The sequence below is a fragment of the Acetobacter sp. A11-2 genome (assembly GCF_040208445.1).
Classification (GTDB): Bacteria; Pseudomonadota; Alphaproteobacteria; order Acetobacterales; family Acetobacteraceae; genus Acetobacter; species Acetobacter oryzoeni.
The window spans coordinates 1,830,914-1,854,954 of sequence record NZ_CP157843.1; the positions used below are offsets into that span (position 1 = coordinate 1,830,914).

Annotated in this window: 39 protein-coding genes; 22 read left to right on the top strand and 17 right to left on the bottom strand. The window is 53.4% G+C overall.

Translation table 11 applies throughout. The annotated features are described in order from the left end of the window. Positions 1-22 precede the first annotated feature (22 nt). From ABNV41_RS08840 to ABNV41_RS08890, 11 genes are all read right to left on the bottom strand, one after another. Positions 23-466, bottom strand: a complete 444-nt coding sequence (locus ABNV41_RS08840) for a hypothetical protein (protein ID WP_349934587.1) — start codon at positions 464-466, stop codon at positions 23-25. 191 nt (positions 467-657) lie between these two features. Beyond that, positions 658-819: a hypothetical protein gene (locus ABNV41_RS08845; protein WP_349934588.1), complete on the bottom strand. Its 162-nt coding sequence runs from the start codon at positions 817-819 to the stop codon at positions 658-660. Positions 820-1,122: 303 nt separating this feature from the next. Beyond that, positions 1,123-1,290 carry a hypothetical protein gene (locus ABNV41_RS08850; RefSeq protein WP_349934589.1) on the bottom strand — a complete coding sequence of 56 codons (168 nt, stop codon included), beginning with the start codon at positions 1,288-1,290 and terminating at the stop codon, positions 1,123-1,125. After that, positions 1,287-1,550: a hypothetical protein gene (locus tag ABNV41_RS08855; protein ID WP_349934590.1), complete on the bottom strand. Its 264-nt coding sequence runs from the start codon at positions 1,548-1,550 to the stop codon at positions 1,287-1,289. The genes ABNV41_RS08850 and ABNV41_RS08855 overlap by 4 nt, the downstream gene beginning before the upstream one ends. Before the next feature lie 108 nt (positions 1,551-1,658). Next, positions 1,659-3,158, bottom strand: a complete 1,500-nt coding sequence (locus ABNV41_RS08860) for a replicative DNA helicase (protein ID WP_349934591.1) — start codon at positions 3,156-3,158, stop codon at positions 1,659-1,661. Continuing rightward, positions 3,155-4,105 (bottom strand): hypothetical protein, encoded by a 951-nt coding sequence (locus ABNV41_RS08865; protein ID WP_349934592.1) that lies wholly within the window; start codon positions 4,103-4,105, stop codon positions 3,155-3,157. Before ABNV41_RS08865 ends, ABNV41_RS08860 begins: the two co-directional genes overlap by 4 nt. Then, complete coding sequence (locus ABNV41_RS08870) at positions 4,105-4,332, bottom strand: hypothetical protein (RefSeq protein ID WP_088364743.1); 228 nt, start codon at positions 4,330-4,332, stop codon at positions 4,105-4,107. The genes ABNV41_RS08865 and ABNV41_RS08870 overlap by 1 nt, the downstream gene beginning before the upstream one ends. Before the next feature lie 138 nt (positions 4,333-4,470). Continuing rightward, complete coding sequence (locus tag ABNV41_RS08875) at positions 4,471-4,830, bottom strand: VRR-NUC domain-containing protein (protein WP_087651801.1); 360 nt, start codon at positions 4,828-4,830, stop codon at positions 4,471-4,473. Between the two features lie 2 nt (positions 4,831-4,832). After that, the gene (locus ABNV41_RS08880; RefSeq protein WP_349934593.1) at positions 4,833-5,111 is read right to left on the bottom strand and encodes a DUF2312 domain-containing protein; all 279 of its coding nucleotides are present in this window, start codon (positions 5,109-5,111) and stop codon (positions 4,833-4,835) included. Next, positions 5,108-5,326 carry a helix-turn-helix domain-containing protein gene (locus tag ABNV41_RS08885; protein WP_230455081.1) on the bottom strand — a complete coding sequence of 73 codons (219 nt, stop codon included), beginning with the start codon at positions 5,324-5,326 and terminating at the stop codon, positions 5,108-5,110. Before ABNV41_RS08885 ends, ABNV41_RS08880 begins: the two co-directional genes overlap by 4 nt. Before the next feature lie 88 nt (positions 5,327-5,414). Further along, the gene (locus ABNV41_RS08890; protein WP_349934594.1) at positions 5,415-5,813 is read right to left on the bottom strand and encodes a hypothetical protein; all 399 of its coding nucleotides are present in this window, start codon (positions 5,811-5,813) and stop codon (positions 5,415-5,417) included. A 48-nt stretch (positions 5,814-5,861) separates the two neighbouring features. Between ABNV41_RS08890 and ABNV41_RS08895 the strand changes: the two genes are divergently transcribed. Further along, positions 5,862-6,101, top strand: coding sequence for a hypothetical protein (locus ABNV41_RS08895; protein ID WP_019089565.1), 240 nt, complete (start codon positions 5,862-5,864; stop codon positions 6,099-6,101). A gap of 2 nt (positions 6,102-6,103) precedes the next feature. Here ABNV41_RS08895 and ssb read toward each other — a convergent pair whose 3' ends face one another. Both ssb and ABNV41_RS08905 read right to left on the bottom strand, forming a co-directional pair. Continuing rightward, positions 6,104-6,568 (bottom strand): single-stranded DNA-binding protein, encoded by a 465-nt coding sequence (ssb, locus tag ABNV41_RS08900; protein ID WP_050819965.1) that lies wholly within the window; start codon positions 6,566-6,568, stop codon positions 6,104-6,106. Then, entirely contained in the window at positions 6,568-6,924 is a 357-nt protein-coding gene (locus ABNV41_RS08905; protein WP_349934595.1) for a hypothetical protein, read from the bottom strand. The genes ssb and ABNV41_RS08905 overlap by 1 nt, the downstream gene beginning before the upstream one ends. Positions 6,925-7,177: 253 nt before the next feature. Here ABNV41_RS08905 and ABNV41_RS08910 point away from each other — a divergent pair, with 253 nt between their 5' ends. Beyond that, a complete protein-coding gene (locus ABNV41_RS08910; RefSeq protein ID WP_349934596.1) occupies positions 7,178-7,462 on the top strand; it encodes a hypothetical protein in 285 nt (94 codons plus the stop codon). 57 nt (positions 7,463-7,519) lie between these two features. On the opposite strand, the gene ABNV41_RS08915 is transcribed toward ABNV41_RS08910, so the two are convergent. Then, on the bottom strand, positions 7,520-7,747 hold the full coding sequence (locus tag ABNV41_RS08915) for a helix-turn-helix transcriptional regulator (RefSeq protein WP_349934597.1): 228 nt from the start codon (positions 7,745-7,747) through the stop codon (positions 7,520-7,522). 92 nt (positions 7,748-7,839) lie between these two features. Between ABNV41_RS08915 and ABNV41_RS08920 the strand changes: the two genes are divergently transcribed. The 16 genes from ABNV41_RS08920 (at position 7,840) to xerC (ending at position 15,436) form a co-directional block, all read left to right on the top strand. Beyond that, on the top strand, positions 7,840-8,592 hold the full coding sequence (locus ABNV41_RS08920) for a S24 family peptidase (protein ID WP_349934598.1): 753 nt from the start codon (positions 7,840-7,842) through the stop codon (positions 8,590-8,592). A gap of 109 nt (positions 8,593-8,701) precedes the next feature. Continuing rightward, a complete protein-coding gene (locus ABNV41_RS08925; protein WP_349934599.1) occupies positions 8,702-9,352 on the top strand; it encodes a KilA-N domain-containing protein in 651 nt (216 codons plus the stop codon). After that, positions 9,303-9,434: a hypothetical protein gene (locus tag ABNV41_RS08930; protein WP_349934600.1), complete on the top strand. Its 132-nt coding sequence runs from the start codon at positions 9,303-9,305 to the stop codon at positions 9,432-9,434. The genes ABNV41_RS08925 and ABNV41_RS08930 overlap by 50 nt, the downstream gene beginning before the upstream one ends. Before the next feature lie 11 nt (positions 9,435-9,445). Next, positions 9,446-9,679: a hypothetical protein gene (locus ABNV41_RS08935; protein ID WP_349934601.1), complete on the top strand. Its 234-nt coding sequence runs from the start codon at positions 9,446-9,448 to the stop codon at positions 9,677-9,679. 78 nt (positions 9,680-9,757) lie between these two features. After that, the gene (locus ABNV41_RS08940; protein ID WP_087651715.1) at positions 9,758-10,078 is read left to right on the top strand and encodes a hypothetical protein; all 321 of its coding nucleotides are present in this window, start codon (positions 9,758-9,760) and stop codon (positions 10,076-10,078) included. After that, positions 10,075-10,269, top strand: a complete 195-nt coding sequence (locus ABNV41_RS08945) for a hypothetical protein (RefSeq protein ID WP_050819977.1) — start codon at positions 10,075-10,077, stop codon at positions 10,267-10,269. The genes ABNV41_RS08940 and ABNV41_RS08945 overlap by 4 nt, the downstream gene beginning before the upstream one ends. After that, a complete protein-coding gene (locus ABNV41_RS08950; RefSeq protein WP_349934602.1) occupies positions 10,266-10,727 on the top strand; it encodes a hypothetical protein in 462 nt (153 codons plus the stop codon). Before ABNV41_RS08945 ends, ABNV41_RS08950 begins: the two co-directional genes overlap by 4 nt. A 1-nt stretch (position 10,728) precedes the next feature. Continuing rightward, positions 10,729-11,535: a hypothetical protein gene (locus tag ABNV41_RS08955; protein WP_349934603.1), complete on the top strand. Its 807-nt coding sequence runs from the start codon at positions 10,729-10,731 to the stop codon at positions 11,533-11,535. Then, positions 11,532-12,122, top strand: a complete 591-nt coding sequence (locus ABNV41_RS08960; protein ID WP_349934604.1) for a 3'-5' exonuclease — start codon at positions 11,532-11,534, stop codon at positions 12,120-12,122. The genes ABNV41_RS08955 and ABNV41_RS08960 overlap by 4 nt, the downstream gene beginning before the upstream one ends. Beyond that, positions 12,119-12,448, top strand: coding sequence for a hypothetical protein (locus ABNV41_RS08965; protein ID WP_349934605.1), 330 nt, complete (start codon positions 12,119-12,121; stop codon positions 12,446-12,448). Before ABNV41_RS08960 ends, ABNV41_RS08965 begins: the two co-directional genes overlap by 4 nt. After that, entirely contained in the window at positions 12,445-12,726 is a 282-nt protein-coding gene (locus ABNV41_RS08970) for a hypothetical protein (protein ID WP_050819153.1), read from the top strand. Before ABNV41_RS08965 ends, ABNV41_RS08970 begins: the two co-directional genes overlap by 4 nt. After that, a complete protein-coding gene (locus tag ABNV41_RS08975; protein WP_050819152.1) occupies positions 12,723-12,989 on the top strand; it encodes a hypothetical protein in 267 nt (88 codons plus the stop codon). The genes ABNV41_RS08970 and ABNV41_RS08975 overlap by 4 nt, the downstream gene beginning before the upstream one ends. 501 nt (positions 12,990-13,490) lie before the next feature. Further along, complete coding sequence (locus ABNV41_RS08980) at positions 13,491-13,892, top strand: hypothetical protein (protein ID WP_349934606.1); 402 nt, start codon at positions 13,491-13,493, stop codon at positions 13,890-13,892. Beyond that, on the top strand, positions 13,889-14,176 hold the full coding sequence (locus ABNV41_RS08985) for a hypothetical protein (RefSeq protein WP_349934607.1): 288 nt from the start codon (positions 13,889-13,891) through the stop codon (positions 14,174-14,176). The genes ABNV41_RS08980 and ABNV41_RS08985 overlap by 4 nt, the downstream gene beginning before the upstream one ends. Next, positions 14,169-14,399: an AlpA family transcriptional regulator gene (locus ABNV41_RS08990; protein WP_064775815.1), complete on the top strand. Its 231-nt coding sequence runs from the start codon at positions 14,169-14,171 to the stop codon at positions 14,397-14,399. Before ABNV41_RS08985 ends, ABNV41_RS08990 begins: the two co-directional genes overlap by 8 nt. Before the next feature lie 140 nt (positions 14,400-14,539). Continuing rightward, the gene (gene xerC / locus ABNV41_RS08995; protein WP_349934608.1) at positions 14,540-15,436 is read left to right on the top strand and encodes a tyrosine-type recombinase/integrase; all 897 of its coding nucleotides are present in this window, start codon (positions 14,540-14,542) and stop codon (positions 15,434-15,436) included. 48 nt (positions 15,437-15,484) lie between these two features. Here the strand turns inward: xerC and ABNV41_RS09000 are convergent, their stop codons facing one another. Continuing rightward, entirely contained in the window at positions 15,485-15,898 is a 414-nt protein-coding gene (locus ABNV41_RS09000; RefSeq protein ID WP_349934609.1) for a hypothetical protein, read from the bottom strand. A 265-nt stretch (positions 15,899-16,163) separates the two neighbouring features. On the opposite strand from ABNV41_RS09000, the gene ABNV41_RS09005 reads away from it, so the two are divergent. Then, positions 16,164-17,015 carry a LexA family transcriptional regulator gene (locus ABNV41_RS09005; RefSeq protein WP_050819310.1) on the top strand — a complete coding sequence of 284 codons (852 nt, stop codon included), beginning with the start codon at positions 16,164-16,166 and terminating at the stop codon, positions 17,013-17,015. A gap of 167 nt (positions 17,016-17,182) precedes the next feature. Next, positions 17,183-19,237: a Hint domain-containing protein gene (locus ABNV41_RS09010; RefSeq protein WP_349934610.1), complete on the top strand. Its 2,055-nt coding sequence runs from the start codon at positions 17,183-17,185 to the stop codon at positions 19,235-19,237. 41 nt (positions 19,238-19,278) lie between these two features. On the opposite strand, the gene ABNV41_RS09015 is transcribed toward ABNV41_RS09010, so the two are convergent. Both ABNV41_RS09015 and ABNV41_RS09020 read right to left on the bottom strand, forming a co-directional pair. Further along, on the bottom strand, positions 19,279-19,497 hold the full coding sequence (locus ABNV41_RS09015) for a hypothetical protein (RefSeq protein ID WP_050819308.1): 219 nt from the start codon (positions 19,495-19,497) through the stop codon (positions 19,279-19,281). Between the two features lie 122 nt (positions 19,498-19,619). Continuing rightward, a complete protein-coding gene (locus ABNV41_RS09020) occupies positions 19,620-20,276 on the bottom strand; it encodes a LysE family translocator (protein ID WP_050819307.1) in 657 nt (218 codons plus the stop codon). Between the two features lie 234 nt (positions 20,277-20,510). Here ABNV41_RS09020 and ABNV41_RS09025 point away from each other — a divergent pair, with 234 nt between their 5' ends. Together ABNV41_RS09025 and ABNV41_RS09030 are read left to right on the top strand one after the other, a co-directional pair. Beyond that, entirely contained in the window at positions 20,511-21,950 is a 1,440-nt protein-coding gene (locus tag ABNV41_RS09025; protein WP_349934611.1) for a Hint domain-containing protein, read from the top strand. Between the two features lie 275 nt (positions 21,951-22,225). Then, complete coding sequence (locus ABNV41_RS09030) at positions 22,226-23,698, top strand: Hint domain-containing protein (protein WP_349934612.1); 1,473 nt, start codon at positions 22,226-22,228, stop codon at positions 23,696-23,698. The last annotated feature ends 343 nt before the right edge of the window (positions 23,699-24,041 follow it).

Genomic DNA, 24,041 nt, shown 5'->3' on the forward strand with positions numbered 1-24,041 from the left:
GAACGTAGTTATTGCATTGTGGTTAAACGTATACAGAAACCTCGCTAGGGGTACAAGTCTTTTTATTTTTGCACCGCAGCGACCTATAGAACTCGTTCAACTGGCCCAGCAGCATTGCGCATTGTGCCGATATTTTTCTATGGGCGGACCCTGATGATACGCGCGGAAAGAACATCTCCCCCAACTGCCGAAAACTCAACTCATCCACCAACATCAACCGCAGGATCTGGTTTGCCCGCTCACCCAAAGCTCTGCGCACATCGAACAATCGTCCTGCAGCATTTGCCCGCGTCATGTTCCAAGAAAGATCATCATGCTTCACGGTTGTGTCCGACACATGGTTTTCTGGAAACTCGATGATGCCTTCATACGCGAAGGTATAATCCTGATACCAACGCTCACCTGCGTTTGCATCGTCCTGCGTGATGTCCTCGGCATTGAGCAATGATTGCACAGTTGTCAGCACGCGAGGTGGATTGCCTCGGGTGAAAACAGATTTCGCCGCCCGTTCAGGCGTAGGCCTATTATCCTGCGCATGGGGAATAATGTAGCGTGGTTTCGTTGCGACTTTCTGCATATTACCCACCCAGTCCTGCAATAATTTCGAAAAGCGCCAACGCCAGCCAAAGGCCGATCACGATGCGTGGCGGCGTGCGGTCAGTCGCGCGCATTCTTGACCAGCTCTTTCTGCACCTCAGTCAAAGGCACGCCAGCCCGCACATTCTGCAACGCACAGGCTACATTCCAATCAACCGGCGCTGTGTATGTTTCCACGTTGCCGGGTTTTAGAAAGTCTGGGAGGTTTTCGCGCCATTTCATCGGCGTTTATCCTCTATCTTTCCGCACCTAGCGCAGCGGCGCGTTTGCCAATTCAATCCTTGGTCTCCATCGACTTCCAATGTTTCCCACATTGACCATGCATGAATTAACCAACACCTGCGCGGAGTAACTTTTGCAGCTTCATCGCGTGCCTCATTAACCCAAGACCGAAACATATCAGATCTCTCTTTTTGAGAGACCCAAGGAGATTTCCTTGGTCTATTTGAGGGTTTTTTAGTGATTGGCGGCTTTTCCTGCATACGCAGATGGAATCACAAACCGCCCAGAAAGTACAGGGAAAACTTACCCTTTCGGCCCCTTCATCCAATCATCCCGAAGCGGCAGGATTTCCTCATCCAGCAACCCCGGCTCTGGCTCGTGTATGGGCGGCAGATTGGTGTGTGGCTCTTGCGCTGTTTCACGCCGGTTTGTCGGCCATTCGTGCCAGCCTATTAGGTCGGGTTTGGTCATGAAATCTCCTTCCAATGAGTGGGCTGAACAGAAGGCTTTCCATCTTCGTTTGACGCCCAACACACTCCATCCGTCCAGCAATCTGGCGGCTCTTGATCCTCAACAAAAGTCCATCCACCAACATCCTCTCCGTTCTCATCCACATAATGCTCGAGCCAAGCGATGATATTATCCTCACCATGCCCGGGAATGCGCGCTTGAATAGCAGTTCCCTCCATTGGAGCAGTATCCATCAGCTTCCATTCGTTCAATTCAGACATACCCCTAAAATCCCCATATCTTCCCGCAGAGCACACCGTAACCACTCATGCGGCCATTTATCGTTCTCACGCTCTAACCGCGCTCTCCGTGAAACCTCGCGGCTGTTTTCACCATGCTGGGCTTTCTTCACCTTCGGACATGTCGCGGAACCATGTTTGCGGCCCATTGAACAGCATTGGGATATCGCCGGTGCTGCCTTGGCGGTTCTTGTCCACAATCCAGACGGCCTTACCTCGCGATGCATCCAGCTTGCGGTAGTAGTCCTCCTGCCGCTGCATGAATTTATCCATCGTCTCGCCCTGCTTCTGCTCCGGCAGCCCCTCTTTCGCGAGATAGTATTCCTCCCGGTAAAGCAGCACGATCATGGAGGCGTCCTGCTCCAAGTTGCCGCTATCTCGCAGGTCAGCCCCTGTTGGCCGCTTGTTGTCCCGTTTTTCCACGTCTCGGTTCAACTGCTGCAACGCGATCACTGGCACGTTCAGAGATTTTGCCATGGCCAACAGATCGGCGGAGATTTCGGAAACTTCTGCATAGCGTCCTTGCTTTCGCGCTGTTTGGGAGCCACGCATCAGCGCCAGATAATCCACCACAACCATGGCTAGCCCCTTCTTGGAGCGCGCCATACGCCGCGCAACGCTGTAGAGCTTTGCGACCGTGATTGCCGGAGTATCGTTGATCACCAGCGGGATCTTAGCAGCGTCTAGCTGGGCTGATACAATTCGATCCCACTGCTCCTGCCTCAACGGTGTGCCTGGCGCGTATTCGCCTTGCCCGACTTCTTCGCCGCGGTTCTTTCCGGAACGGATGCACTGAACGGGAATATTGGTTTTTGCAGCAAGGAGGCGCTGGGAAATCTGCCGGTCACTCACTTCTCCAGACCAGTAAAGAACCTGCTTGCCCGTTGCTTTGGCTGCCCGAATGGCAATGCCAACCCCCGCTGCGGTTTTCCCCATTGCTGGACGGCCTGCCAGAATGGTCAGCGTGCCGTTTTCCAGCCCCCCGGACATAGCATCGAACCGAGCATATCCAGTTGGTGTTCCGATTACGCCATCGATCTGCGAAGCCCTTTGCGCCGCCTCTAGCACGGACGCCATGGAATCACTCACGCCAACCGTCCGAATGTCCGAACGATCACGGCTGATGGTCAGCATGGCTTCCTCAACGTGATCGACAACATCCTGCGCCGTCCTACCATCTGGGCGTGTCACCATTTCCCGCATATCGCCCGACAGTTCGAGCATCTGCCTACGCACCCACAGATCCCGCACCGTTTCCGCGTAACGCCGGTTTCCCATCACACCCACAAGGCTTCCGGTGATGATCGGAGCAATCTTCTCCCATCCACCGGCGGCCTCCACTTCCGGGCTGCCGACCAAGACCTGCCGGAGCATGATCGGGTTTGGCTCTGTCCCGGCGATGATCAGGCGTTCGGATGTTTCGTAGATCAGACGGTTGAGCGGAGAGTAGAAATATCGCGGCTCCAGCACATCGCAAACATCGTCATAAACGCGGGAATTTGTCATAACCCCGCCAAGGATGGCTTGCTCAGCCTGCAGATCGAACGGCATTTCAGCGCCTAGCTCTGCCCGGTCAAATGTGCCGCTCATGCCGCCTCTCCCTGCGGAATGTTGTGCTGCGCCATCCACGCGGTTTGAAACTCACGCATCGAAATGGGCCGCTCCTGACGCCCGATCGCATTGCGAGCGTAGAGCGTGTAATCCTTGCCCATCTGGCGCGTCCATTCTGACTCGGCTGCGGCGGCAGTTGCTTCAGAAGCGGCGATGGCGCCAGAGGCCAGAGCTTCCTGCACGGGGGTATTAAACCACCTTGGGAGCTTACCCTTCCCGCTCCCTCGCTCGCAACGGGTGCGGATTACGTCCAAGATCGCCTCACGAGCCTGCTCTGCGGAATACCCTCGGTCATGGGCATCGGCCAGCCATTGGCGCACAATGCCAAAATCCACTCGCTCACGAGATGGGTCTTTCCCGACGATCTCCAAAATCTCATTCCCAAGCGGAATGGATTTCTCAACCCAGTCTGGGCGTGTGTGTTTGCCAGCGCCTAAGCTGTTGGTTTTTTCTTTCTTATTTATTCTTTCTTCTGCTTCTGCTTCTGCTTCTGCTTCTGCTTCTGCTTTTATCCGCGTGGGGTTTAACCCCTTGGTTAAGCCGGGGGTTAACCCCCCATCGCCATTTTGGGTTAAGGCAGGATTACCACCTTTCTTGCCATTTTCGGCAGATTTCCGCGAAATTCCAGCATCTCGAACCATGCGGCGAGAGAATATAAAACCGTTTTCATCGCGAGAAAAAACGCCATTATTTTCGAGTTCTTCGACAAGTTTTTTGCATTTCTTTTCAGAAATTCTGGAAAGTTGCGCGAGTTCTTTTGAAGAAACTTTCGTTTTTCCGATGATTAAAAAGCCTTTTTTCTCCGCATCAGCCATGATGCAAAGCATATCCATCCACAGGCCACGCGCTTCTAACGAGCACAAATTGAGTGCTGGATCACGCTGCCAATCCTGCCACCAAAACTTAGACCAATTTCGAGAAGCCATTACAGCGCCTCCCATTCACGCATATTCTTGAAAACAGATGCCTCTGTCTCATACAGTTCATCTATCTCGGCATCTGAATAGCCATAGTTGATGGCATCTTTCAGCGCAGACATGAGCGCACGTCGGCAGGCCAATATTCGGCGCATACCTTCTGTCCTGATGATGTTTTCAGGGGTGGAAATCAGCTTTAAATCATTGTACACTGGTGTTATAGCGTGATTAGCCATCGTCTTGCTACTCCAAGATTGTGGTCAGAAGGCCGCTGGTTCGGGGGAGCCGGGCGGCCTTCGTCATGTTAGCAGGGTTGCGCCCCGTTGGGTACGGGGTCGCAGGTGAAAAGTTGGTTGTGGATACAGGAATTTTCCTCATGCCATCACCGCACCTTTCAGCGGCACGTCATGCGTTTCTAGAAAATACACAACATCCTCTAGCGAACGACATATAGCCACGGCTGCACCGGCTGCTTTCAGGCGCTTGTGCATATCCCGCTGCACTTTCGAGACCGTGCCTTTGGGCGTTTTGATCTCGATATAGAGCGGCCTACCCTTCCAGTTCACAACCATATCGGGAACACCAGGCACACAGCCACGCTGCTTGCGCCGAAAGCCTTCACGCGGGCCGCACTGGCGGTTTTCATTGCTCCACGCCACAGCATCATCTGGCAGCATGAACTGCATAGCTTTCCAGATGAACGTATGAAGCCTATCTTCTTCGTGCTGGGACATGGTTACATTCCCAATGCACGGCGATAAACGTCAAGCAAGGTTTCCTGCTCTTCCACTTCGGCAGGTTCCTGCTTACGAATGCGGATGATCTGACGCAGCACTTTCACATCGAAGCCAGCGGATTTGGCTTCCGTGAAGATATCCTTAATGCCGCCTGAAAGTGCCTTACGCTCTTCTTCCAGGCGCTCAACGCGTTCGATTATGGAGCGCAGGCGGTCAGCGGCAATGCCACCAACTGCCGGGTCGTTGCTGTTGTGGCCTGCCATTTCTGTTGTGTTCATCGGTTCATTCCTCTTTTTGCAGGCACACACATCGGCACAACGATGTAGCCAAGGGCGTTGATAATGCTTTCTGGTATGTCGCGTTTGTGCGACAGGACTTCCGAAACAACTGAGCGGGAAACACCAGTTTTACGTGACCACGCACTTTGACCACCGGCCAGTTCAACCGCATCAGCTAAACGGCTACGGATTTCGGATACTGGGAACGGGGTCATTTCTTTAACTCTTCCCTCGCCGCCTTCAACGCGCGGTCCATTTTGTCTGCCCACGTATCCCAATCAAACCAAGACACATGAACCCATGTTACGTGGACGGATGGAGGCGGTCCGCTGTGTGTTCGGAACCATGCGAAACGGCAGAGCCTGAGTTTAATCCACGGCATTTCTCTCCTTCGCGCTCTTTGCGGCGCTGCTGAACGAGTGCATTCACTTCGTCAGCGATAGAGTCACAGGAGGCCATCAGCTCAATAAGCGCCTCAGCATCGGGCGCATTGGTTCCTGATAGCCAGTTACGCGCGGCCCGCGGCGTTTTCATCGCAGAACGGGCCAGCATTTCTGCCGCAAATCGGAAAGGCTCAAACTCGCGTTTGATCATATTCAAGAGCCTGTCACGGACAGGCGTATGTACGGCGCCCATCATTTGCGGAAACTTTCGGTCATTTTTTGACTGTTTAAGGGCGTGAATTGCCCGATCATTCCACATCGTTTTCCTCCATTCTCCGTTTTGTGAGAACGGGAGATCGGAGAAACGATGAAGAAGGAGACTGAATTCGGAACTGTAGAATTCGGGGGCACATACTCCCCCGATTTACTGAATGCCTGCGATGCAGCCCCAGACATCCCGCACGGCACACCGTTCCTCTGGAACGCTATTGTGCGCAGCGCGATCATCTGGGCGCAGCTCAACCCCCACGCCACCATCAGGCAGCGCGTGCTTTTGCTACAGGACGTAGCCGACAAGCTGGGGGTTGATGCGGCGTGCATTGGATAGTCTCAGAACGGAATTTCATCGTCCAGATCGGGATTGCCTTGCGGGCTATCCCATCTACCGGACTGCTGATTGTTCTGGCTGCGGCCCTGCTGTTGGCGCGGGGCATCGCCTGCGTCTTTATTATCCAGCAACACCAACTCGCCACGATAAGCCGCAAGAACGACTTCCGTTGTAAAGCGCTCTACGCCGCCTTGATCCGTCCATTTGCGGGTTTGCAGGGAGCCTTCCAGATAAACCTTGCGGCCTTTGCGCAGGAAACGCTCGGCTACATCTGCCAGACGTTCATTGAAAATAACCACGCGGTGCCATTCCGTGCGTTCGCGTTTTTCGCCAGACGACTTGTCATTCCATGTGTCACTGGTGGCCAGCGAGAAAGACACGATCTTCGCACCGCTCTGGCTCGTGCGCACATCCGGATCTTTGCCCAGATTACCAACAAGCGTGACCTTGTTTACGGAACCAGCCATTACGCGCTCACCACTTTCTGGAATCCGGGAATGCGCCAGTGTTCAAGCCCACGCCATAAACCTTTCATGGCAATCGGGTGCCCCGCTGGAAGCGGGCCGCCAAAAACCCCTCGAGAATTGTTTTTCTCGCTCTTAATAGGTTGCGGCTTGGCTTTTTCTGGAAACGCTATCTTTCGCGCTTCTGCTGTCCAATTAAATACCGTGGGAACACGAACATTTAATGCCTTGGCTATTTCTTCTGGAGAGGCCTTTTCCTTCATCATGCGCGCAACAATCGCTATGCTTTCGGCGCGCGTGCGTTTGGCCACTTTATTCTTCTGTTTTGTTTGGGAAATTTTCTGGGCTTTTGGCCCCAAATGCATCCCCACAAATCTAACCCGACACCAAAGCGCAGATTTTGGCCGCCCTAAAGTTGCAGCGATTGCATCCCAGCTTTCGCCGGCATTGGCCAATGCTTCTAGCTTTGCATCTTCTTCAGACGTCCATGGCTTGGGTTTGCTCATCACACACCCTCCCCGTCTGTACGGGTATGCTTCGAGTGCTGATTGACCAGCACCCGAAGCCCCACCACCATGGTAATCGCCACAACCACCATGGAGATTCGAAAAAATGGAATTTGTTTTGACAGCTTGGTCTGAGCGCGTCTTGGACGCGCACGAAAGACCTCACAAAGACATGCCAATGATGGAGATAACCGCCGAATGGGACATTCTGCCCACCTCTGCACCAAAGGATTTGTCTGATCCCCGCCGGATAAAAGGCGCGACGAAATGGACCGCGCCAATGACTCCCGATCTCTCTCCGAAAGAGCGCACGGCTTGGTTAAAGAAAATCCTCCGCGAGGCGCTCGATAATAAGCAACCTCCTCGTCTGACATCCAGTCAGGAGCAGTAATAAACCCTGTGAGCGTAGGAATTAGCCTTTCTGGCCGTGGCGTGGCTATTCCTGCACTCATCGCGCCGCCTCCTGCGCTGGGGTGCCAACACACGAAGCCGACAAGAAGTCGTTAGCCGTTACTTCTCCATTAGTAGCCTCTTCAATTTTCTTGAGAATGCGAGCAGACGGAAACCGAATGCCCTGCATATACCGGTAGATTGTTGCCGGCCCTTTGACGCCAATTTTGCTGCCAAAAGCACGGGCAGTCTCATTATTCTGAGAAAGATATTCTGAAAGCTGCATGGATTAAGTATCCGCTATGGACACTCAATGTCAATGCAAAAATATCCACAACGGATACCGACACCCGAAGATAGGAAACTTATAATCAGCACATGACACAAGATTCCATCCCAAGTGGCAATATCGCTAAATATTTGCGCGCCTATCTCGACTTCCACGGCAAGAAGCAGGTGGAATTAACGGATGTCATTAATAAGCAAAAGGCCGGGATTAGTAAGATTGTAAACTGCGAACGCGGCCTCAAGGCGGAAGACGCCATGAAGATATGGTCGTGGCTTGGGTATAAAGACGATCAGTGGCGTCGCCTATATGTTGAACCCCCGAAATCTATGGAAGCCATCTATCCAGTAAATGCCGCCCCAATAGAAGTACGGGGAGATGTTGAGGCCGGTGTATGGCGGGAGGCTATGGAATGGCCACCTTTTGATAGGTATAAAATCACCGTTCCCGTTGATTCCTCATATGGGAATATACCCAGATACGGCCTCTTAGTGCGTGGCGACAGTATGAATAAGGTATTCCCTGATGGCACAGTTGTGATTGTAATAAATTATGCTGATCTTGGCAGGAGCCCGCGAACTGGCGACTATGCTGTCGCTCTGAGACGGTCCCGATGCGGTAGCGAATTTGAGGCTACCGTGAAAGCTGTCCAGGTGTCAGAAAACGGCGATATGATATTATGGCCGCAAAGTTTCAGCCCTGACTTCAAGCCTGTGATACTTCATGCAGACAGAAGTGGAGACTATGGAAATGGTATGGATGGGCACTCTAACGGGGCCCCAGACGTTCAGATTTTAGCTGTTGTTGTGGGAGCTTACCAAAGCATCCCCCGCGCATCTTTTTAATATCGCCGATCTAAAAATATGAGAAAGTATCCAAAAAGGATATTTTCTTATTGACGGCAAGGTATCCGTTGTGGATACTGCACCCATCACGAACGAAAGGTGATGGGCGATGAACGCTTCTCTCTCAATTCTCGGAACGAAGATACGGCAGGATGTGGAAGGCAGGTTCTGCCTGAACGACTGCCATAAGGCAGCAACCGCTGCGGGCCATGATTATAAGGCTACGCAGGTCGAGCACTTTACGCGCAATGCATCAACGGAAGGCCTCATTCAGGAACTCCTCAAAAATGGGGAATTAGAATTTGAGCCTGTTTCTTCCAAGGCTGGCCGATACGGCGGGACCTACGCGGTAAAAGAACTAGTCTACGCCTACGCCATGTGGATCAGCCCAGCGTTCCACCTCACTGTCATTCGCGCTTTTGACGCACTGGTAACGGGCCAGATCGCTGCACCCGCACTAAGCGAACAGGAAATTGTCGCTCAGGCGCTACAGATCACTGTCCGGCAGGTCGAAGAACTCAAGGCAGAGAATGCCATCCTCGCCCCCAAGGCGGAAGTAGCTGAGAAGATCGCAGACAGTGATGGCCTCTACACGCTGAACCTGTCCGCTAAAGCCGCACAGATGCCCTTGAGCCAGTTCACACGCGCAGCACATGCAAAACGGCTTCATCTTCAAACAGAACGGAAAATGGAACGCCTACTCCGACAAGGTGAAGGCTGGATATTGCTACGTAAAGTTTCACCCATACCGCGACCGTGACGGCGATGAGCGCTTTAGCCCGCAGGTGTTTTTCACACCAAAGGGCATTACGCGCCTCGTCAAAATATCTGGCCAGCACTGAGGGTAAAGCAAATGAACACTCTCCAAAACAAAGAATGGCCCGAACGCATCGGAAGCGGTGCGCGGGATGTATGCGACTGGTTGCAGTTTACGGCGCTGGGGCAGTTGTTCTGTCTGGCTGTGTTTTTCTACGGCCTGTTCGCACTCATCGTTCTCACGGAGCCGGGCCGCAAAATAGCTGAATATCTGATCGAGCTAGTTGTCATGATCGGCTGCAATCTGTTCGGCGCTCCCTACCCCTACTGATGCCGCAATGTTTCCCGCTGTCCGCAGCGGGTTGCATGGCCGCATTGGCCGAATGTTTCTCCACGCTAGGAGTAGAAAATGGCTTACACAAACAAGGCGTACGCAAACGCCGTGCGTGATGGCATGTTTAATACGGACAATGTTCCGGAGCATGTATCGCGTGAAATCCGCGGATATGAAGCGGCAATAGACCATCACTACCAGATCATCACGCGCATGCAGCGGGATGAATTTTCAGACCGTGATTTTGCAGACACGATGATCGAATACTCAGAAGAGGCTATCGACAATATGGTCTGCGCTGTGCGTGAACTGCGCGAAAAGCGGAAGGAAAGCATTAAGTCTGCCGCCCTGTCACATAATGACGACATGCGCAAAGTTGCGGAGTGCGCGGCATGAGCGCGTGGAATGAACACGAATCGGTCGTGCACTCTCTCATCCTGCAGCATGTCCCAGATGATAAACGCGACATGGCAATGAAGGCACTTTCCAATCTGACACGCGAATACGTGCGGCTGGAATTGCAAAACCGGGACGCCATGGAAGCGGTGAGGCGTGCGCATCCGTTTCGTGCTCTGGAGGCTGCGTGATGGATGCCGTCCTCGCAACCCTCAACAGAGCGCACGCTGATTACATGCGTGAAGCTATGCAGGCGTGGAACAGCCAGATCATCGCATCCAGAGCGAAAGGAGCCAATACAGACGCCTGCGCCCTTGAAGCTATTGGTGCGGCTGAGGATCTGGTGCGTAAGGCAAAGATGGCAGCAGAGCTTCTGCGCTCAGAACTCGCAAAGACGATGCAGCAGGACGGCGTAACAGGTTTTCAGTCTGACAACTGGAAAGCCAGCCTGCGCGAACGGTTGCCGGAGCCAATGGTCACGGATGAAAAGGCGCTTCAAACCGCCCATCCCGAACTTTGGAAGCCCCAGCCGGATAAGTTCCAAACCACAGAAATGAAGAAACTGGCCCGGAAGCAAGATTTGCCCGGCGTCACAATGAGCAATGGCGGCGCTCCCGTTTTGGTTGTTAGCGCCCGGAAGGATGGTTGAAATGAGTAATGCACTGACATCACATGCACCCGTTTTGCAGATCAGCACATTCAATGAGCTGTTCACGTTTTCAAAAATGGCAGCAAACTCAGATCTGATGCCCAAGGACTACAAGGGTAAGCCAGAAAACATCATGATCGCTGTGCAGATGGGTTCTGAACTTGGCCTGGCCCCCATGCAGGCTATCCAGAACATTGCCGTGATCAATGGGCGTCCTAGTGTTTGGGGTGATGCCATGCTGGCGCTTGTGCGTGGATCCGGCAAATGCGCTTCGGTTAAAGAATACTTTGAAGGAGAAGGCGATAACCTTCGCGCTGTATGCGTTGCCAAGCGGATAGATGGTGATGAAGTAATAGGCGATTTCAGTATTGCAGACGCCAAACGAGCGAACCTCTTTGGCAAGCAAGGGCCATGGCAGCAATACACGCGCCGTATGCTTCAAATGCGTGCCCGCGGCTTTGCTCTACGCGATGCTTTCCCAGATGTTCTGCGCGGCCTAATTTCTGGCGAAGAAGCACAGGATATTCCGGCCGAGCCAGTGGATGTAACGCCTAAGCCAGCACAGCAGCGTGTTGCGCCACCAGTTGACCACATCGCCTTATTCCGCACGCGCTTGGAAAAGTGCCCTGATGTTGCGTGCGTAGATAGCCAGTGGAGCCTATGGCAGACCACTATCGCTCGGGCTCAGGAGGCAGGCCGTCCGATCAGTGAAGAAGTGCAGGAAGCTGTGCAGGACATGATCGCTGATCGCCGCGAGGAACTGGACAAGAAAGCTGCCGAATCCCCTGTTGATGGAGTGCCGGCATGATCCTCTTTTTCGATACGGAGACTACAGGCCTCCCCGACCGGTACACTCCCCTCAATTCCGACCGGCAGCCGCATTGCGTGCAGCTTGCGGCCCTATTGACGGAAGACGATGGCACAAAACGCGCAAGCCTGAACCTGATCGTTCATCCTGATGGGTGGACGATACCGGAAGCGGCAGCAAAGGTTCATGGTATTACAACGGAAATGGCTCAGCGTTGCGGTGTGCGTGAAGCGATCGCAGCCGCGGCCTTCTATGATCTGACCAAAAAGGCCGATCTTCTAGTCGCGCACAATATCAAATTCGATGTGCAGATCATCGATATTATGTTTGCGCGTGTGCCGCGTGGCTGGCGTCTGCTGGGCGAGAAGTTCTGCACGATGGATGCAGCCTCCCCGCTGGTGAACCTGCCGCCGACAGAACGCATGATCGCTGCTGGCATCGACAAGCCCAAAGCACCAAAACTGGAAGAATGCATCAAGCACTTCTTCAATGAAACACTCAAAGGCGCACATGATGCCATGGTGGATGTTCGGGCATGCGCTCGTCTGTTCTTCCATCTGCGTGATGTGGAAGGAACTGGAGCATGACCCGGAAACTAAAAATCCTCGGCCCCTACACGCCAGAACATGAGGGGCCTTATGCCTTCAATGGTGAGGTGTGCGTGGTTCATGCTGTTTTGGGGCAGCTTGCTTTCATTAGCAGGCCCGAAAGTAATGAAGGGTTTATTGCTTGCCTGTTGGATATAAAGAACGCCGAGGAAGTCCCGCAGCCGCGTGAATTCTGGATGGCGCTTAGCAATTCTGGTGGGCGCATAACATGCACAAGCCCAGAACAAGCGCATCAGGCGTTTACACCAGAGTATAGAAAAGAAGTAATACACGTCCGCGAAGTGCTGCCGGGAGAAGGCGAATGACCGATAAATCTGCAATGGCCGATTATGAAGTAAAAGAGTGCCTCTATATAACTGGCACACCTGATGCGGACGGAGACAGTCCATTTTTTAAGGTTGGGGAACCTAGCTACGTTGCATGCAAGCCAAAAAGCGAATGGCCTATAGTTGAGCGCATTACCTTGCAGCATGACGTTAACGGTGAATATTGTATGCGCACTCGCGCTTGCGTTTGGGTAGATGGCAAACTGTTTTTTGAGTGCCCTTATCAGGCTCTTACAGGTGTGGGGTATGCACTATGACCCATCCCCTTCCCATAGTTGGCTACATCAACCCACTGGTGGCAGACGCCCTACGCGACCCAACCAGCGGCATCAATACAACGCAGTTACGAGCAGAGCCAAACGCTGGCGTATCTGGGGCCGTGGTTATGAAGGCCGATGCGGATGCGGTTATTTCGCAGTTGAACGAGATAGTGACCGGCGCGCGCATAAGCATTGCCAATGGAAACCCAATGAAGGCTGCTTATTTGCTTGAGGCAGCCCTGAAAGGCCAGGAAGCATGAGCGAGGAATTGAAGCCGTGTCGGTCTTACCAGCCTGATGGGCATGTTTGCAAAGATGGTTTTTTTCAAAGGCCATTATGCAGAGGTAATTTTGGTTGCCACGCTTGTGGGCGTACATCAGAAAAAGACACACCCCTTTGCCAGTATGATGAATTGCCAAGCCATTTTGTCACGGAATCTGGGATGCCAGCTTTTTCCGCACGGAACACCCGCGCAGGAGAGAAGGCGTGATGGATACAAAATGCAAGCATGAGAATTTCTCTGCGAATGTATCGATAGGACGATTGTCCACTGTAAATAATGGCCCTATTACTGGTTACACAGCAGACATAAACATAAAATGCGCTGAGTGCGGCCTGCCATTTCGATTTATCGGCCTTGAATGCGGCGCGAGCCCACATGCGCCCAAGGTAAACGCGGATGCCACGGAATTACGAGCCCCATTAGAACCAGCATATGCAACAGAAGTATTGGGCATATCAGTTTTGAAAGAGGGGCACGCATGACTATGACAACCCAAAACTGGCCCGACCCAAAGCGCCCCGGCGTGCCTATGTTTGCAGAGCGTGATGGGGCACATGCAATCGAAGTGCCCGACCTAGAAAGCACTGATATTATTTATTACTGGCATCAGAATGGCGGCGGGTGGACTGAATATAATTATCAGAATGCAGATGATTTTCTCGGAGAGGAAGACACCAGTGGTTGGATTTACAAAGGCCCCGTCCTCACCCCCACGCAGATAAACGAAATGCTGGCGGCGGAACGGGAGCGTGCAGCAAAAGAAGCAGAGAAACACAGGTCAAATGCAAACCCACACGCAGTCAGTGATTGGGACGTTGTTCAGACCAGCACAGCAAACGATATCGCCAAAGCAATCCGCAATCTAGGGGCCGCGGCATGAGGGCGAGAGAGGAACAAATTGAAGAAATGGTGCAGGTTAATTCTGCCTATTTGTGCCACGAAGATTACACGCCCGATAATCTCCGGATGATGCTTGCCGCCGCTATTAGTGAAGCCGAAGAACGCGCACGGGCAGAATGTGCGGCTGATACGCGGCGGTTGGAGTGGTTGGGAAAAATGCTCAAGCTAAATGCACCCTATCAACCCGCTGCTATCAATGGAAAATATACAGCACCCACCCTACGCGCCGCCATTGATGCAGCCATGGAGGGTGGGAATGGGTGAGATCACGCCACGGCTTTTGTCGGCAGAGGAAGCTGCACGATATGTCGGCCTGTCCCGACCTGCATTCCAGGCTACCATCGGGAAAGAAATCCCGCCCATTAAGACCGGCGTTCGCCGCTTGATATGGGACAGGCTGGCTCTTGATCGCTGGATTGATGCCCGATCTGGTATCAACCATCAGGAAGCGCCCAAAGAAGTTAATCCATTAGACGCATTGATGTGATTGCCGTTCGAATAAAATACGTTCAGAAGCACAGGGGCAGAGATGGCAGGGTCAGGTATTATTTCCGACATCCCCGCCTGCCCCGTGTTTCTCTGCCCGATCTCCATAGTGATGATTTCTGGCCTGCGTATCAGAAAGCCTTGGCGCAAGATGCTGTTAAAGAAGAGCACATCCAGCGAGGCTTGGGATCATTCTCTGTTCTATGCGAGAACTGGCTTCATTCAACTCACTTCATAGGTTTGAAACCATCAACGCAAAAAGCGTACCGAAACATCACGCGCTGCATGCAGATGGAAGATTTTGCAGATCATCAAGTAGATCGCTTTGAAACGCAGCACATCAGGGCGTTTGCGGGCAGGAAATCAAAAACACCTGCGGCCTTCAACAACTGGCTGAAGGTGTTTGGTCTTATTTTCCAGCACGGTGTTGATCGAGGCGATATTGAACGGAACCCGGCTACCGGCATCCCGCGCATGAAAGAGAAAGGCATTGGGGCAAAGTCATGGGATGATGCCGAGATAGCCAAATATGAAAGCTATTGGCCTGCAGGATCCAAAGCACGGCTCGCATTGTATCTCCTTCTTTACACAGGCCAAAGGCGTAGCGATGTAGTGCGTATGGGATGGAGTGATATTCAGGCAGGTGGGCTGCTGTCAGTGCAGCAGATGAAAACCGGCACACAGCTACTTATCCCTCTCCATCCAGCATTAGCAGCAGAAATTGAGAGGCTCCCAAAAACTCAACCAACGTTTCTTGTCACAGAGGAAGGAAAGCCATTTACGGTTGATGGCTTTTACCATCGCATCGTGAAATGGGTTGCTATGTGCGGGATAAAGGAGCGCCTATCGCCCCATGGATTGCGCAAGGCGGCAGCACGGAGAATGGCGGAAGCAGGATGCACTCCGCATCAAATTGCTTCTATTACCGGCCACAAGACGCTAAGTGAGATAGAGCGCTACACTAGGGCTGTGGATCAATCCCGCTTAGCGAGGGATGCGGTGCTTAAAATAGGCCTAAAAAGTTTTACAAAATCCTGAAAGTTGCTGATTTTTCGAACCAAAAATTTCAAAGTTTTACACGCTAAGTCATTGATAAATATAGAGCGCAGGCTCCCGCACCAGTTCGGCATAGCCTTTGGGCTGGGGCGTGTGCGCGGGGGATTGGGCCTTCAGGGCATCTTCATACCGCATGAGCACCTGCCGCACGCCCTCCATACACCGGCCCACTTCCCGCCCGATACGCCGGAAGGAATACCCCTTGCGCCGCAGCCCCACCATGTTGGCCACCACCTGCGCCGATGTGCCGGGCCGCTGCGCCTGCTGGCAGGCCAGAGCGTTAACCCCTTCTGGCAAGGGCAAGGTGGATTCGGCGGTATGTTGTGATGCATCACACCGCGTTAATGGGTTGGACAGGTTTGCGCCCTGCCCCTTTTTGCCCTTAAGGGCGGGCGTGCCACCCTTGTGCCCAGCCGGTTGCAGTGCAGGGCCATTGGGGGGCATAACCCCACCCCTTTTGGGGGCACGCAACAGACACGGAAACTGCAAAACATTATGATTTTTAAGAGTGTTTGTAGAAACATCAAATACAGTGGAACCGGCAACAGGCATAATGGGGTATCCGTGGTTTTTGGGTGGCTGGCCATTTGCACCACCAAAACATGGCCTGACCCGGACGCTATGGTGACCACTCCCGCAGCGTCAACCCAAAAAAGAGGGATATATCCCCTTTTGCACGAAGCCCCCCGGCGTGGAATAGTGCAGACCCATGACAAGATCACCCGTAGCAGATGAACTGGAACGCCGGATGGCCCATCTTGGGCTTTCCCAAAAGGCACTGGCCCGCAAGGCTGGTGTGGGCGATACCTATGTGCGTGATATTCTCAAGGGGAAGTCTCGCAATCCGGGTGGAGAAAAACTGGAATGCATTGCCGCGGTGCTGGGCTGCACCGCGCGGGATCTGCTGTTCCCCGGTGTGGATCATGCCCAGCCGGGGCTGATGCTGCGTGAACGCCGCACCCCTTACCTGCCCCCGCCTTTTACCCCGCAGGAAAACCCGCGTGACACAGTGCGCGTGCATGGTTTTTCCAGCCGGGAAAAACCAGATAACACCCCTCAACTGGCGCTGGATATGGCGCAGATAAAACGGGCAAGAAGCACCCCACAGCCCCGCACCGCCATGCCCGCAGTGGCCGCGCCGCCGGGCTATGTTATGGTGCCGTATCTGGCGCAGCGCAGCACCACTTCTGGCCGGTATAATGAAGCGCAGATGCTGGGCAGCCCCAAATATTTTGAAGAAAGCCTGATAACCCAGCGCCTGAACACGCGCCCTGAACATTTGCGCGCCCTGAGCGTAGAGGGCCAAGCCATGGAACCCCTGCTGCGTGATGGTGATTTGGTGCTGATGGATACACAGCGCACGGCCTTGGCGGAACCGGGGCTTTTTGTGCTGTTTGATGGCGAAAGCGTGGTGTGCCGCTGGGCAGAACGCACGTTTGATGCCCAAACCCGCCCGATGGTGCAGATAAGCTGCGAGAACAAAAGGTTTTCTGCCTACACACTGCCCGCCAGCCGCGTGCAGATATTGGGCCGCGTTGTGTGGTATGCACATTGCGTATAAGCGCTGCGGCTTTTTTGCAACAATCGCATTAAGAGTTCATTAATATCTCACCTTTTCGTTAACAAGACCCTTGCGGTCCTGTTTCCTGTTGCGTAAATACGTTTCATCAAATGCGTTAAACGCGCCCTAACAATGCCTTAAAGTGAACAAAAACATCAAGTACTGATGTGCTTGTTGAATGGCTTTACTGTATTCGCACAGGACTATACAAATCTATGACAACACCCGACTGGAGCACCGGCTCAGGTTACACATGGGTTGGCCCTACCAGTGGTGGGGTGTGGACGGATGCCAGCAACTGGCAATACGATGGCGAACCCGCCACCCATGCGCCTGATGCCCAAACCAACGGCACCCTTACCATTCCGGCTGGTGCAACTGTTATTGTGCCTGCAGATGTAAGCATTTTGGGGCAGCCCAACTCTTTGAGTGTGGATGTGCTGGGCAAGCTGGTGATTGAGAACAGCAGCTCTGCGCTTTCAATCAACACTCTGACAGTGGAAAACGGCGGCACAGCCATAGTTGAACGCCCACTGGCCCTGAACAATGGCCTATACATAAATAACGGCGGCACAACCACGTTTGAGGGCGTGACACAGGATTGGACCAACCCAAGCGTTAACCTGACCTTGCAGCAGGGGGGCACGCTTAATCTTGATAAGTCCAACATTGTAATGAACAACGCCTCTGGCGCTGGCGCGGTGAACATTACAGGTGGGTCTGTTATCAGCACAGCCAGCAATTCCACCAAGATTTCTGACCCCATTACGGTTACCGGCTCCAGCTTTACGGATAAAAGCCAGCTCACCGGCACGCTCACGCTGAATGATGGCGCAACCGGCACGCTTGCCACCGGCAGTTGGCCAACAGGCACCGTTGTTTTTGGCTCGGGCAACAACACGGTGGTGCTGCCGAGTGATAGCTGGGGCACACAGAGTCTGACACTGCAAAACCTGAAACAGGGAGACAGGCTGGGCATAGATGGCAGCACGGTTAATTCTGTCACGCTTGCATCCAACAATATTTCGGTCGAGTTTCCCAACCCGGATAAAACAAGTCAGCAGACAACCATTTCCAGTTCCCTGAAGGCTGTCACGTATGACAGTTCCTTCACCACCGCGCCTACGGGAAGTGACACCCAGACAACCGAGATTGATAACAATCAGGGTGTGATCTGCTTTTTGGCAGGCAGCATGATTGCCACGCCCAACGGTGTGGTGGCGGTGGAAAACATCCGCCGGGGTGATGAGGTGTTAACGTTTGTAAACGGCGTAACCCATGTGCGCCCGGTGGTGTGGGCTGGCATGGCGCAGGCCACGGTTAACCCCGCCCTGCCCGATGATATGGCCGGTTACCCCGTGCGCATTCTGGCCGATGCCATTGCGCCGGGTGTGCCGTATCAGGATCTGCTAGTAACGGCGGAACACGGCATTTTTGCCAATGGCATGCTGGTGCCCGCCCGTATGCTGGTAAATGGCAGCAGCATCTTTTTTGATCGCTCCATAACCCAATACGCCTATTACCATGTGGAAACAGCCGAACACAGCATCATCATGGCCAATGGGATGCTAACGGAAAGCTATCTGGATACAGGCAACCGCCGCAACTTTGTATCCGATGGCAATGTTGTAACCATTGGGGCCAAGGCCAAAAACTGGGCAGAACATGCCGCCGTGCCGCTGGGCACTGCGCGCCATGTGGTGGAACCCATCTGGCGTGTGCTGGCCGCACGTGCGGCCCAAGTTGCGGACCACAATGCCGCCCCCGCCAAGCCGGACATCACCCACAGCCACGGGCTGCACCTTGTTACGCCAGCGGGCACGGTTATTCGGCCGCTGCGGGCCATGGGGCGCAATATCTCCTTCATGCTGCCCGCCGGGGTAGAGAGCGTGCGCCTTGTTTCTCGCGCTTCTCGCCCGTGTGATGTGGAAGGCCCGTTTGTAGATAAACGCCGCATGCTGGGCGTGCTGCTGGGCCGCGTAACGGTGCTTTCTGCTGGCAAAGCCGTGGACGTAACCGCCCATCTGGCAGAAGAAGATGGCGCACATGGCTGGCAGGATATGCCCCAGCCCACAACACGGTGGACAGATGGCAACGCCCTTCTGCCACTGGGCGCCACCACGGCGCGCGGCCCCGCGCTGCTAACGGTGGAAGTGTTACAGGCTGGCCCTTATCTGGCCACTCCGGCGGCCTTTACGCTGCCACTTGCCGCCAACGGCTAACACCCACTTTGCCCCCGCATGTTGCCCAACGTGCGGGGGTTTTAGTTTCCGCCGCCGGGCCTGTTCTTCCATTCTATGGATTGATCGGCGATGTAATAGGTAATGGCGGAAATAAACAGCCATAGCGGCCCCGCCACGCTGTTTTCCAGCACCAACGCCACGCCCATGCTAAATGCGGCAATAGAGAGCGTAAGAATAACGCAGCAGCACACCACGGCCAGAGGCCAGCTTTTGGGCCATCCCTTTTTGGGCTGAGACATGTGGCGGCGGTATCCTCATCTTGCCCGCACAACGGGGGCTGTGGTGCTGTGTTATTGCGTATCGTAATCAACTGGGCGACGTGGCACAATATACGCAGCGAATAGCTGCCCCTACCGTGGCCCTATGCGCGCCCACGCAAAAGCACGGCCCCAAAGCCCACAAACACACAGCCCGTTATGCGGTTGAACACCCGGCGAATGGCAGGGCGCTGCAACTGCTGGGCCAGTGTGTAACCGCCTATGGCGTAAACGCCGTACCACAGCATTTCCAGCAGTGCGAAGGTGGTTATCAGCACCACAAACTGCGGCAGCTGCGGGGCATGGGGCGCAATAAACTGCGGAAAAAACGCCGCCGCAAACAGCAACAGCTTGGGGTTGCTCAGCCCCACCCAAAACCCCTTGCGCCAGCGCCCCCATGCGCTGCCCTGCACCGCACTTTCTGCCTGCACGGTGGTGGATACGCTGGGTGCGGCTTCAGTGGCCGGGGGTGTTTGCCCGCCTTCCATCCATGCCTGTATGCCCAGCCAGATCAGATACAAAGCGCCGCATATGCGCAGCACGCCAAACAGATGCGGTGATGCCGCAAGTGCTGCCCCCAACCCGGCGGCAGAAGCCACAAGCACCAGCACAACCGCACTTAAGCAGCCCAGCATGGTGGCCACCCCGCGCGCCATGCCCACCCGCGCCACACTGGCCAGCACATGCAGCATGTTAGGGCCGGGAATCGCGCACAGAAAGAACACAATGCCGCAGAACACACCCCAGTTGTGCCAGGTCATACTACAAGCCTTACTATATATTTATAAACATAGTGAGAAACACAGCCTGTTTTACACATACCCCCACTACAACGCCAGAAATGGCGGTACACAGCCGTGTTATAACAGTTGATGAAAGGTTCCATCACTTTTCGTTAGTTTAAACATTTTTAACTTTTGTATTTTTAGTTTTCTTATTCATCTCCAACATATTAGCTATTTCCAAACTTAATTCGTATTTAGAAAGCACCTGTTATGGCAACGTCCACAATTACCATTGCCAGCAATCAAACCGTTGTGCTGGATGCCAAGACAGTAGGCACAGACCCAATTACCGTAAACTTTACTGGGGAAGGCGGTAATCTTGACCTTGAAAATCTGTCCCCCCACTCGTCCAACACTCCGTGGCCCCACATTGCAATTACCGGAGATTTTGGTGGCAGTTCCACCAATGTCGTAACATTTATCAATGCTTCTAAGCTGTCTACAAGCATCAGCGGTATAACCTATAGCTCGACCACAAACCTCACCACAATTTCGCTTACAGACAACATCGGCAACCCCATTGCCACCATTACTGCGCCAAATGATATTTATAATGTGGGCAGCAAATATACCACTCTGGGTGCAGTTGCTAACACAAACAGCAATGGCCAGCTCACAGTCTGCTTTCTGGCAGACAGTATGATTGCCACCCCCAAAGGGGCTGTGGCCGTGCAGGATCTGCACGCCGGGGATGAGGTGCTGACTTATGTGGACGGCGAGGCCTCGGTTAGCACACTCAGCTGGGCCGGTATGGCGCACTGCACCGTAAACCCCGCCCTGCCGGACGATATGGCTGGCTACCCCGTACGTATTGTAAAAGATGCCATTGCCGATGGTGTGCCATATAAGGATATGCTGCTGACTGCCGAACACTGCTTGTTCTTTAACGGCATGTTTGTTCCTGCCCGTATGCTGGTAAATGGCAGCAGCATTTTTTACGATAAATCCATCACCTCTTACACTTACTACCACATCGAAACCCCAGACCACGCCGTGATTATGGCGGACGGGATGCTGACAGAAAGCTATCTGGATACAGGCAACCGCCGCAGCTTTACCCAGAAGGGTAATGTTATCCAGCTTGGTGGGGCTGCCAAAAGCTGGCAGGCAGATGCCGCCGCCCCGCTATGTGTGGATTGGGATGCCGCAAAAGCCATCTTCACCCAGATTGCGGTTCGCGCACCACAGGGCTCATACACGGCACCGCGCACCACGCACGCGCCAGAATTGCACCTTGTTACAGAACGCGGCGCCACCATCTGGCCTGCAAACTGCAAGAACGATACTTACAACTTCATTCTACCTGCCAACACGCAGGTGGTGCGCATTGTCTCCCGCGCCAGCCGCCCGGCGGATGTGATTGGCCCGTTTGTGGATGATCGGCGCACCCTTGGCGTGGCTGTGGCGGAAGTTACCCTGCTGTCTGCCGCAAAACATCAGGCCATAACGGCGCATTTGCAGGCCGAAAAGCCCGAAGGCTGGCACGCAACAGACTGGACAGACTGCGCTTGGACAAACGGCAACGCTGCACTCCCCTTGCCTGCGCAGGATACGCAGGGGGCTATTTGCATGTTGTCTGTTAAAATTCGCGCAGCCGGGCCCTACCTTGCGGACGATACCACGCAGGATGTAGCTGCCAAAACGGCCTGATCTGACATAACAGATTATGTATTAAGGCGTTTTTAAAAGCGCCTGCTTTCAAGGGGCAGCATAGCAATGTGCTGCCCCTTTTTTATATCTATACTTCAAATGTATAAATTATCGCATGCATGCTTGGAACATATATCTGCATTACCTGACGAATATTGCACATACGCAATATATTTAAGGATTTATTAACTTTCTTGTATTACTGGCTAGCCGCGTGTTATAGCGACGCCTAAAGTGTCAAAAAATAATTATCAAACCCCAAGAGCCTGAAACATATGACAATATCTGTTGGTAGCAATAAGACAGTTGTACTTAACGCTTCATCAAATACAAAAACAACAATAGACTTTACTGGAACAGGGGGTAATCTGGAACTTACAAACCTGTCCCCCACTCATAAAATTGCACTTTCAATTACCGGCAGCTTTGGTTCAGGTATTTCCAATGTCTTAACATTTACAAATGCCGATAACATTTCCACCTCCAGCAGTGAGATCACCTATTCCAGCGAGACTGGTAAAACGGTTATCACCCTTATCAACAACAAGGGGAGATCTCTGGGCACCATTACCGCCAGCGGCGATATTTATAATCTGGCTGGCAACACACACCACCACGGGCACCATCATCATGGCCACCACCACCACCACAACAACACCGTAACTGTTTCGGAATCACTCAACTACATTTCCAGCACAAACGCTAACGGTGAAGTGACGGTGTGCTTTCTGGCAGACAGCATGATTGCCACCCCAAAAGGTGCCATGGCCGTGCAGGATCTGCACGCCGGGGATGAGGTGCTGACTTATGTGGGCGGCGAAGCCCGCACCAGCACACTCAGCTGGGCCGGTATGGCGCACTGCACCGTAAACCCCGCCCTGCCGGACGATATGGCGGGCTACCCGGTGCGTATTCTGGCCAACGCCATTGCTGATGACGTACCTTACAAGGATATGCTGCTGACTGCTGAGCACTGCCTGTTCTTTGATGGAGCGTTTATTCCCGCCCGTATGCTGGTAAATGGTGTTTCCGTTTTTTACGATAAATCCATCACCTCTTACACTTACTATCACATCGAAACCCCAGACCATGCCGTGATTATGGCGGACGGGATGCTGACAGAAAGCTATCTGGATACCGGCAACCGCCGCAGCTTTACCCAGAAAGGCAATGTCATCCAGCTGGGTGGGGCCGCCAAAAGCTGGCAGGCAGATGCCGCCGCCCCGCTATGTGTGGAGCGCGAGCGGGTGGAAGCCGTGTTCCGCCAGATTTCTGCACGCATGGGGGCCAACTGGGCTGCACCTGCCACTGTGCAGAACCCGGAACTGCGCCTTGTTACCAACACGGGGGCCACCATCTGGCCTGCAAACTGCAAGAACGATACTTACAATTTCATGCTACCGGCCAACACGCAGGCAGTGCATCTGGCCTCCCGCGCCAGCCGCCCGGCAGATGTGATTGGCCCGTTTGTGGATGATCGGCGCCAGATGGGTGTGGCTGTGGCGGAAATAAACCTGCTGTCTGCTGCAAAACATCAGGCCATTACGGCACATTTGCAGGCCGAAAAGCCCGAAGGCTGGCACGCAACAGACTGGACAGACTGCGCATGGACAAACGGCAACGCCGCACTCCCCCTGCCTGCACAGCATACGCAAGGGGCTATTTGCATGCTGTCTGTTAAAATTCGCGCAGCCGGGCCTTACCTTGCGGATGATACGGCGCAGGATGTGGCTGCCAAAACAGCCTGATCTGCCAAAACTGGTTTACATATTGGGGTGTTTTAAAAGAACACCCCCAAGGGCTGGCACCAGAAGAGTGCTGGCCCTTTTTTATGACCAGAACAGGCAGACAACTTACTGATAAAACATCATCTTTTTGCTGTGGTGTTCCATATGGGCACAGGAAATTCCTAAGTATTTTTTCAAATACAACGCTGATACGGTAGGGTATTTACAAACAAAAATGTAAGAAAAATCCATATTTACATGGGATTCCTGATTACGCAAAAAGTTCCATCACTTTGCAAGTAATGATAATATATTTTATCACTATTTACTTTTTTATTTCTGTTTTTGTATTTTGTTATTTGCG

What these genes read in the sequence shown, in the direction of transcription:
- ABNV41_RS09025 (WP_349934611.1), top strand. Translation starts at nt 20,511, where the DNA reads ATGGCAACGTCCACAATTACCATTGCCAGCAATCAAACCGTTGTGCTG.
- ABNV41_RS08870 (WP_088364743.1), bottom strand. Translation starts at nt 4,332, where the DNA reads ATGGCTAATCACGCTATAACACCAGTGTACAATGATTTAAAGCTGATT.
- ABNV41_RS08940 (WP_087651715.1), top strand. Translation starts at nt 9,758, where the DNA reads ATGGCTTACACAAACAAGGCGTACGCAAACGCCGTGCGTGATGGCATG.
- ssb (WP_050819965.1), bottom strand. Translation starts at nt 6,568, where the DNA reads ATGGCTGGTTCCGTAAACAAGGTCACGCTTGTTGGTAATCTGGGCAAA.
- ABNV41_RS08915 (WP_349934597.1), bottom strand. Translation starts at nt 7,747, where the DNA reads ATGCAGCTTTCAGAATATCTTTCTCAGAATAATGAGACTGCCCGTGCT.
- ABNV41_RS09005 (WP_050819310.1), top strand. Translation starts at nt 16,164, where the DNA reads ATGACAAGATCACCCGTAGCAGATGAACTGGAACGCCGGATGGCCCAT.
- ABNV41_RS09000 (WP_349934609.1), bottom strand. Translation starts at nt 15,898, where the DNA reads ATGCCCCCCAATGGCCCTGCACTGCAACCGGCTGGGCACAAGGGTGGC.
- ABNV41_RS08890 (WP_349934594.1), bottom strand. Translation starts at nt 5,813, where the DNA reads ATGTGGAATGATCGGGCAATTCACGCCCTTAAACAGTCAAAAAATGAC.
- ABNV41_RS08985 (WP_349934607.1), top strand. Translation starts at nt 13,889, where the DNA reads ATGAGGGCGAGAGAGGAACAAATTGAAGAAATGGTGCAGGTTAATTCT.
- ABNV41_RS08980 (WP_349934606.1), top strand. Translation starts at nt 13,491, where the DNA reads ATGACTATGACAACCCAAAACTGGCCCGACCCAAAGCGCCCCGGCGTG.
- ABNV41_RS08895 (WP_019089565.1), top strand. Translation starts at nt 5,862, where the DNA reads ATGAAGAAGGAGACTGAATTCGGAACTGTAGAATTCGGGGGCACATAC.
- ABNV41_RS08965 (WP_349934605.1), top strand. Translation starts at nt 12,119, where the DNA reads ATGACCCGGAAACTAAAAATCCTCGGCCCCTACACGCCAGAACATGAG.
- ABNV41_RS08970 (WP_050819153.1), top strand. Translation starts at nt 12,445, where the DNA reads ATGACCGATAAATCTGCAATGGCCGATTATGAAGTAAAAGAGTGCCTC.
- ABNV41_RS08945 (WP_050819977.1), top strand. Translation starts at nt 10,075, where the DNA reads ATGAGCGCGTGGAATGAACACGAATCGGTCGTGCACTCTCTCATCCTG.
- ABNV41_RS08880 (WP_349934593.1), bottom strand. Translation starts at nt 5,111, where the DNA reads ATGAACACAACAGAAATGGCAGGCCACAACAGCAACGACCCGGCAGTT.
- ABNV41_RS09030 (WP_349934612.1), top strand. Translation starts at nt 22,226, where the DNA reads ATGACAATATCTGTTGGTAGCAATAAGACAGTTGTACTTAACGCTTCA.
- ABNV41_RS08885 (WP_230455081.1), bottom strand. Translation starts at nt 5,326, where the DNA reads ATGACCCCGTTCCCAGTATCCGAAATCCGTAGCCGTTTAGCTGATGCG.
- ABNV41_RS09015 (WP_050819308.1), bottom strand. Translation starts at nt 19,497, where the DNA reads ATGTCTCAGCCCAAAAAGGGATGGCCCAAAAGCTGGCCTCTGGCCGTG.
- ABNV41_RS08925 (WP_349934599.1), top strand. Translation starts at nt 8,702, where the DNA reads ATGAACGCTTCTCTCTCAATTCTCGGAACGAAGATACGGCAGGATGTG.
- ABNV41_RS08955 (WP_349934603.1), top strand. Translation starts at nt 10,729, where the DNA reads ATGAGTAATGCACTGACATCACATGCACCCGTTTTGCAGATCAGCACA.
- ABNV41_RS08920 (WP_349934598.1), top strand. Translation starts at nt 7,840, where the DNA reads ATGACACAAGATTCCATCCCAAGTGGCAATATCGCTAAATATTTGCGC.
- ABNV41_RS08975 (WP_050819152.1), top strand. Translation starts at nt 12,723, where the DNA reads ATGACCCATCCCCTTCCCATAGTTGGCTACATCAACCCACTGGTGGCA.
- ABNV41_RS08875 (WP_087651801.1), bottom strand. Translation starts at nt 4,830, where the DNA reads ATGTCCCAGCACGAAGAAGATAGGCTTCATACGTTCATCTGGAAAGCT.
- ABNV41_RS08865 (WP_349934592.1), bottom strand. Translation starts at nt 4,105, where the DNA reads ATGGCTTCTCGAAATTGGTCTAAGTTTTGGTGGCAGGATTGGCAGCGT.
- ABNV41_RS08850 (WP_349934589.1), bottom strand. Translation starts at nt 1,290, where the DNA reads ATGACCAAACCCGACCTAATAGGCTGGCACGAATGGCCGACAAACCGG.
- ABNV41_RS08845 (WP_349934588.1), bottom strand. Translation starts at nt 819, where the DNA reads ATGAAATGGCGCGAAAACCTCCCAGACTTTCTAAAACCCGGCAACGTG.
- ABNV41_RS09020 (WP_050819307.1), bottom strand. Translation starts at nt 20,276, where the DNA reads ATGACCTGGCACAACTGGGGTGTGTTCTGCGGCATTGTGTTCTTTCTG.
- ABNV41_RS08960 (WP_349934604.1), top strand. Translation starts at nt 11,532, where the DNA reads ATGATCCTCTTTTTCGATACGGAGACTACAGGCCTCCCCGACCGGTAC.
- ABNV41_RS08935 (WP_349934601.1), top strand. Translation starts at nt 9,446, where the DNA reads ATGAACACTCTCCAAAACAAAGAATGGCCCGAACGCATCGGAAGCGGT.
- ABNV41_RS08910 (WP_349934596.1), top strand. Translation starts at nt 7,178, where the DNA reads ATGGAATTTGTTTTGACAGCTTGGTCTGAGCGCGTCTTGGACGCGCAC.
- ABNV41_RS08990 (WP_064775815.1), top strand. Translation starts at nt 14,169, where the DNA reads ATGGGTGAGATCACGCCACGGCTTTTGTCGGCAGAGGAAGCTGCACGA.
- ABNV41_RS08860 (WP_349934591.1), bottom strand. Translation starts at nt 3,158, where the DNA reads ATGAGCGGCACATTTGACCGGGCAGAGCTAGGCGCTGAAATGCCGTTC.
- ABNV41_RS08855 (WP_349934590.1), bottom strand. Translation starts at nt 1,550, where the DNA reads ATGTCTGAATTGAACGAATGGAAGCTGATGGATACTGCTCCAATGGAG.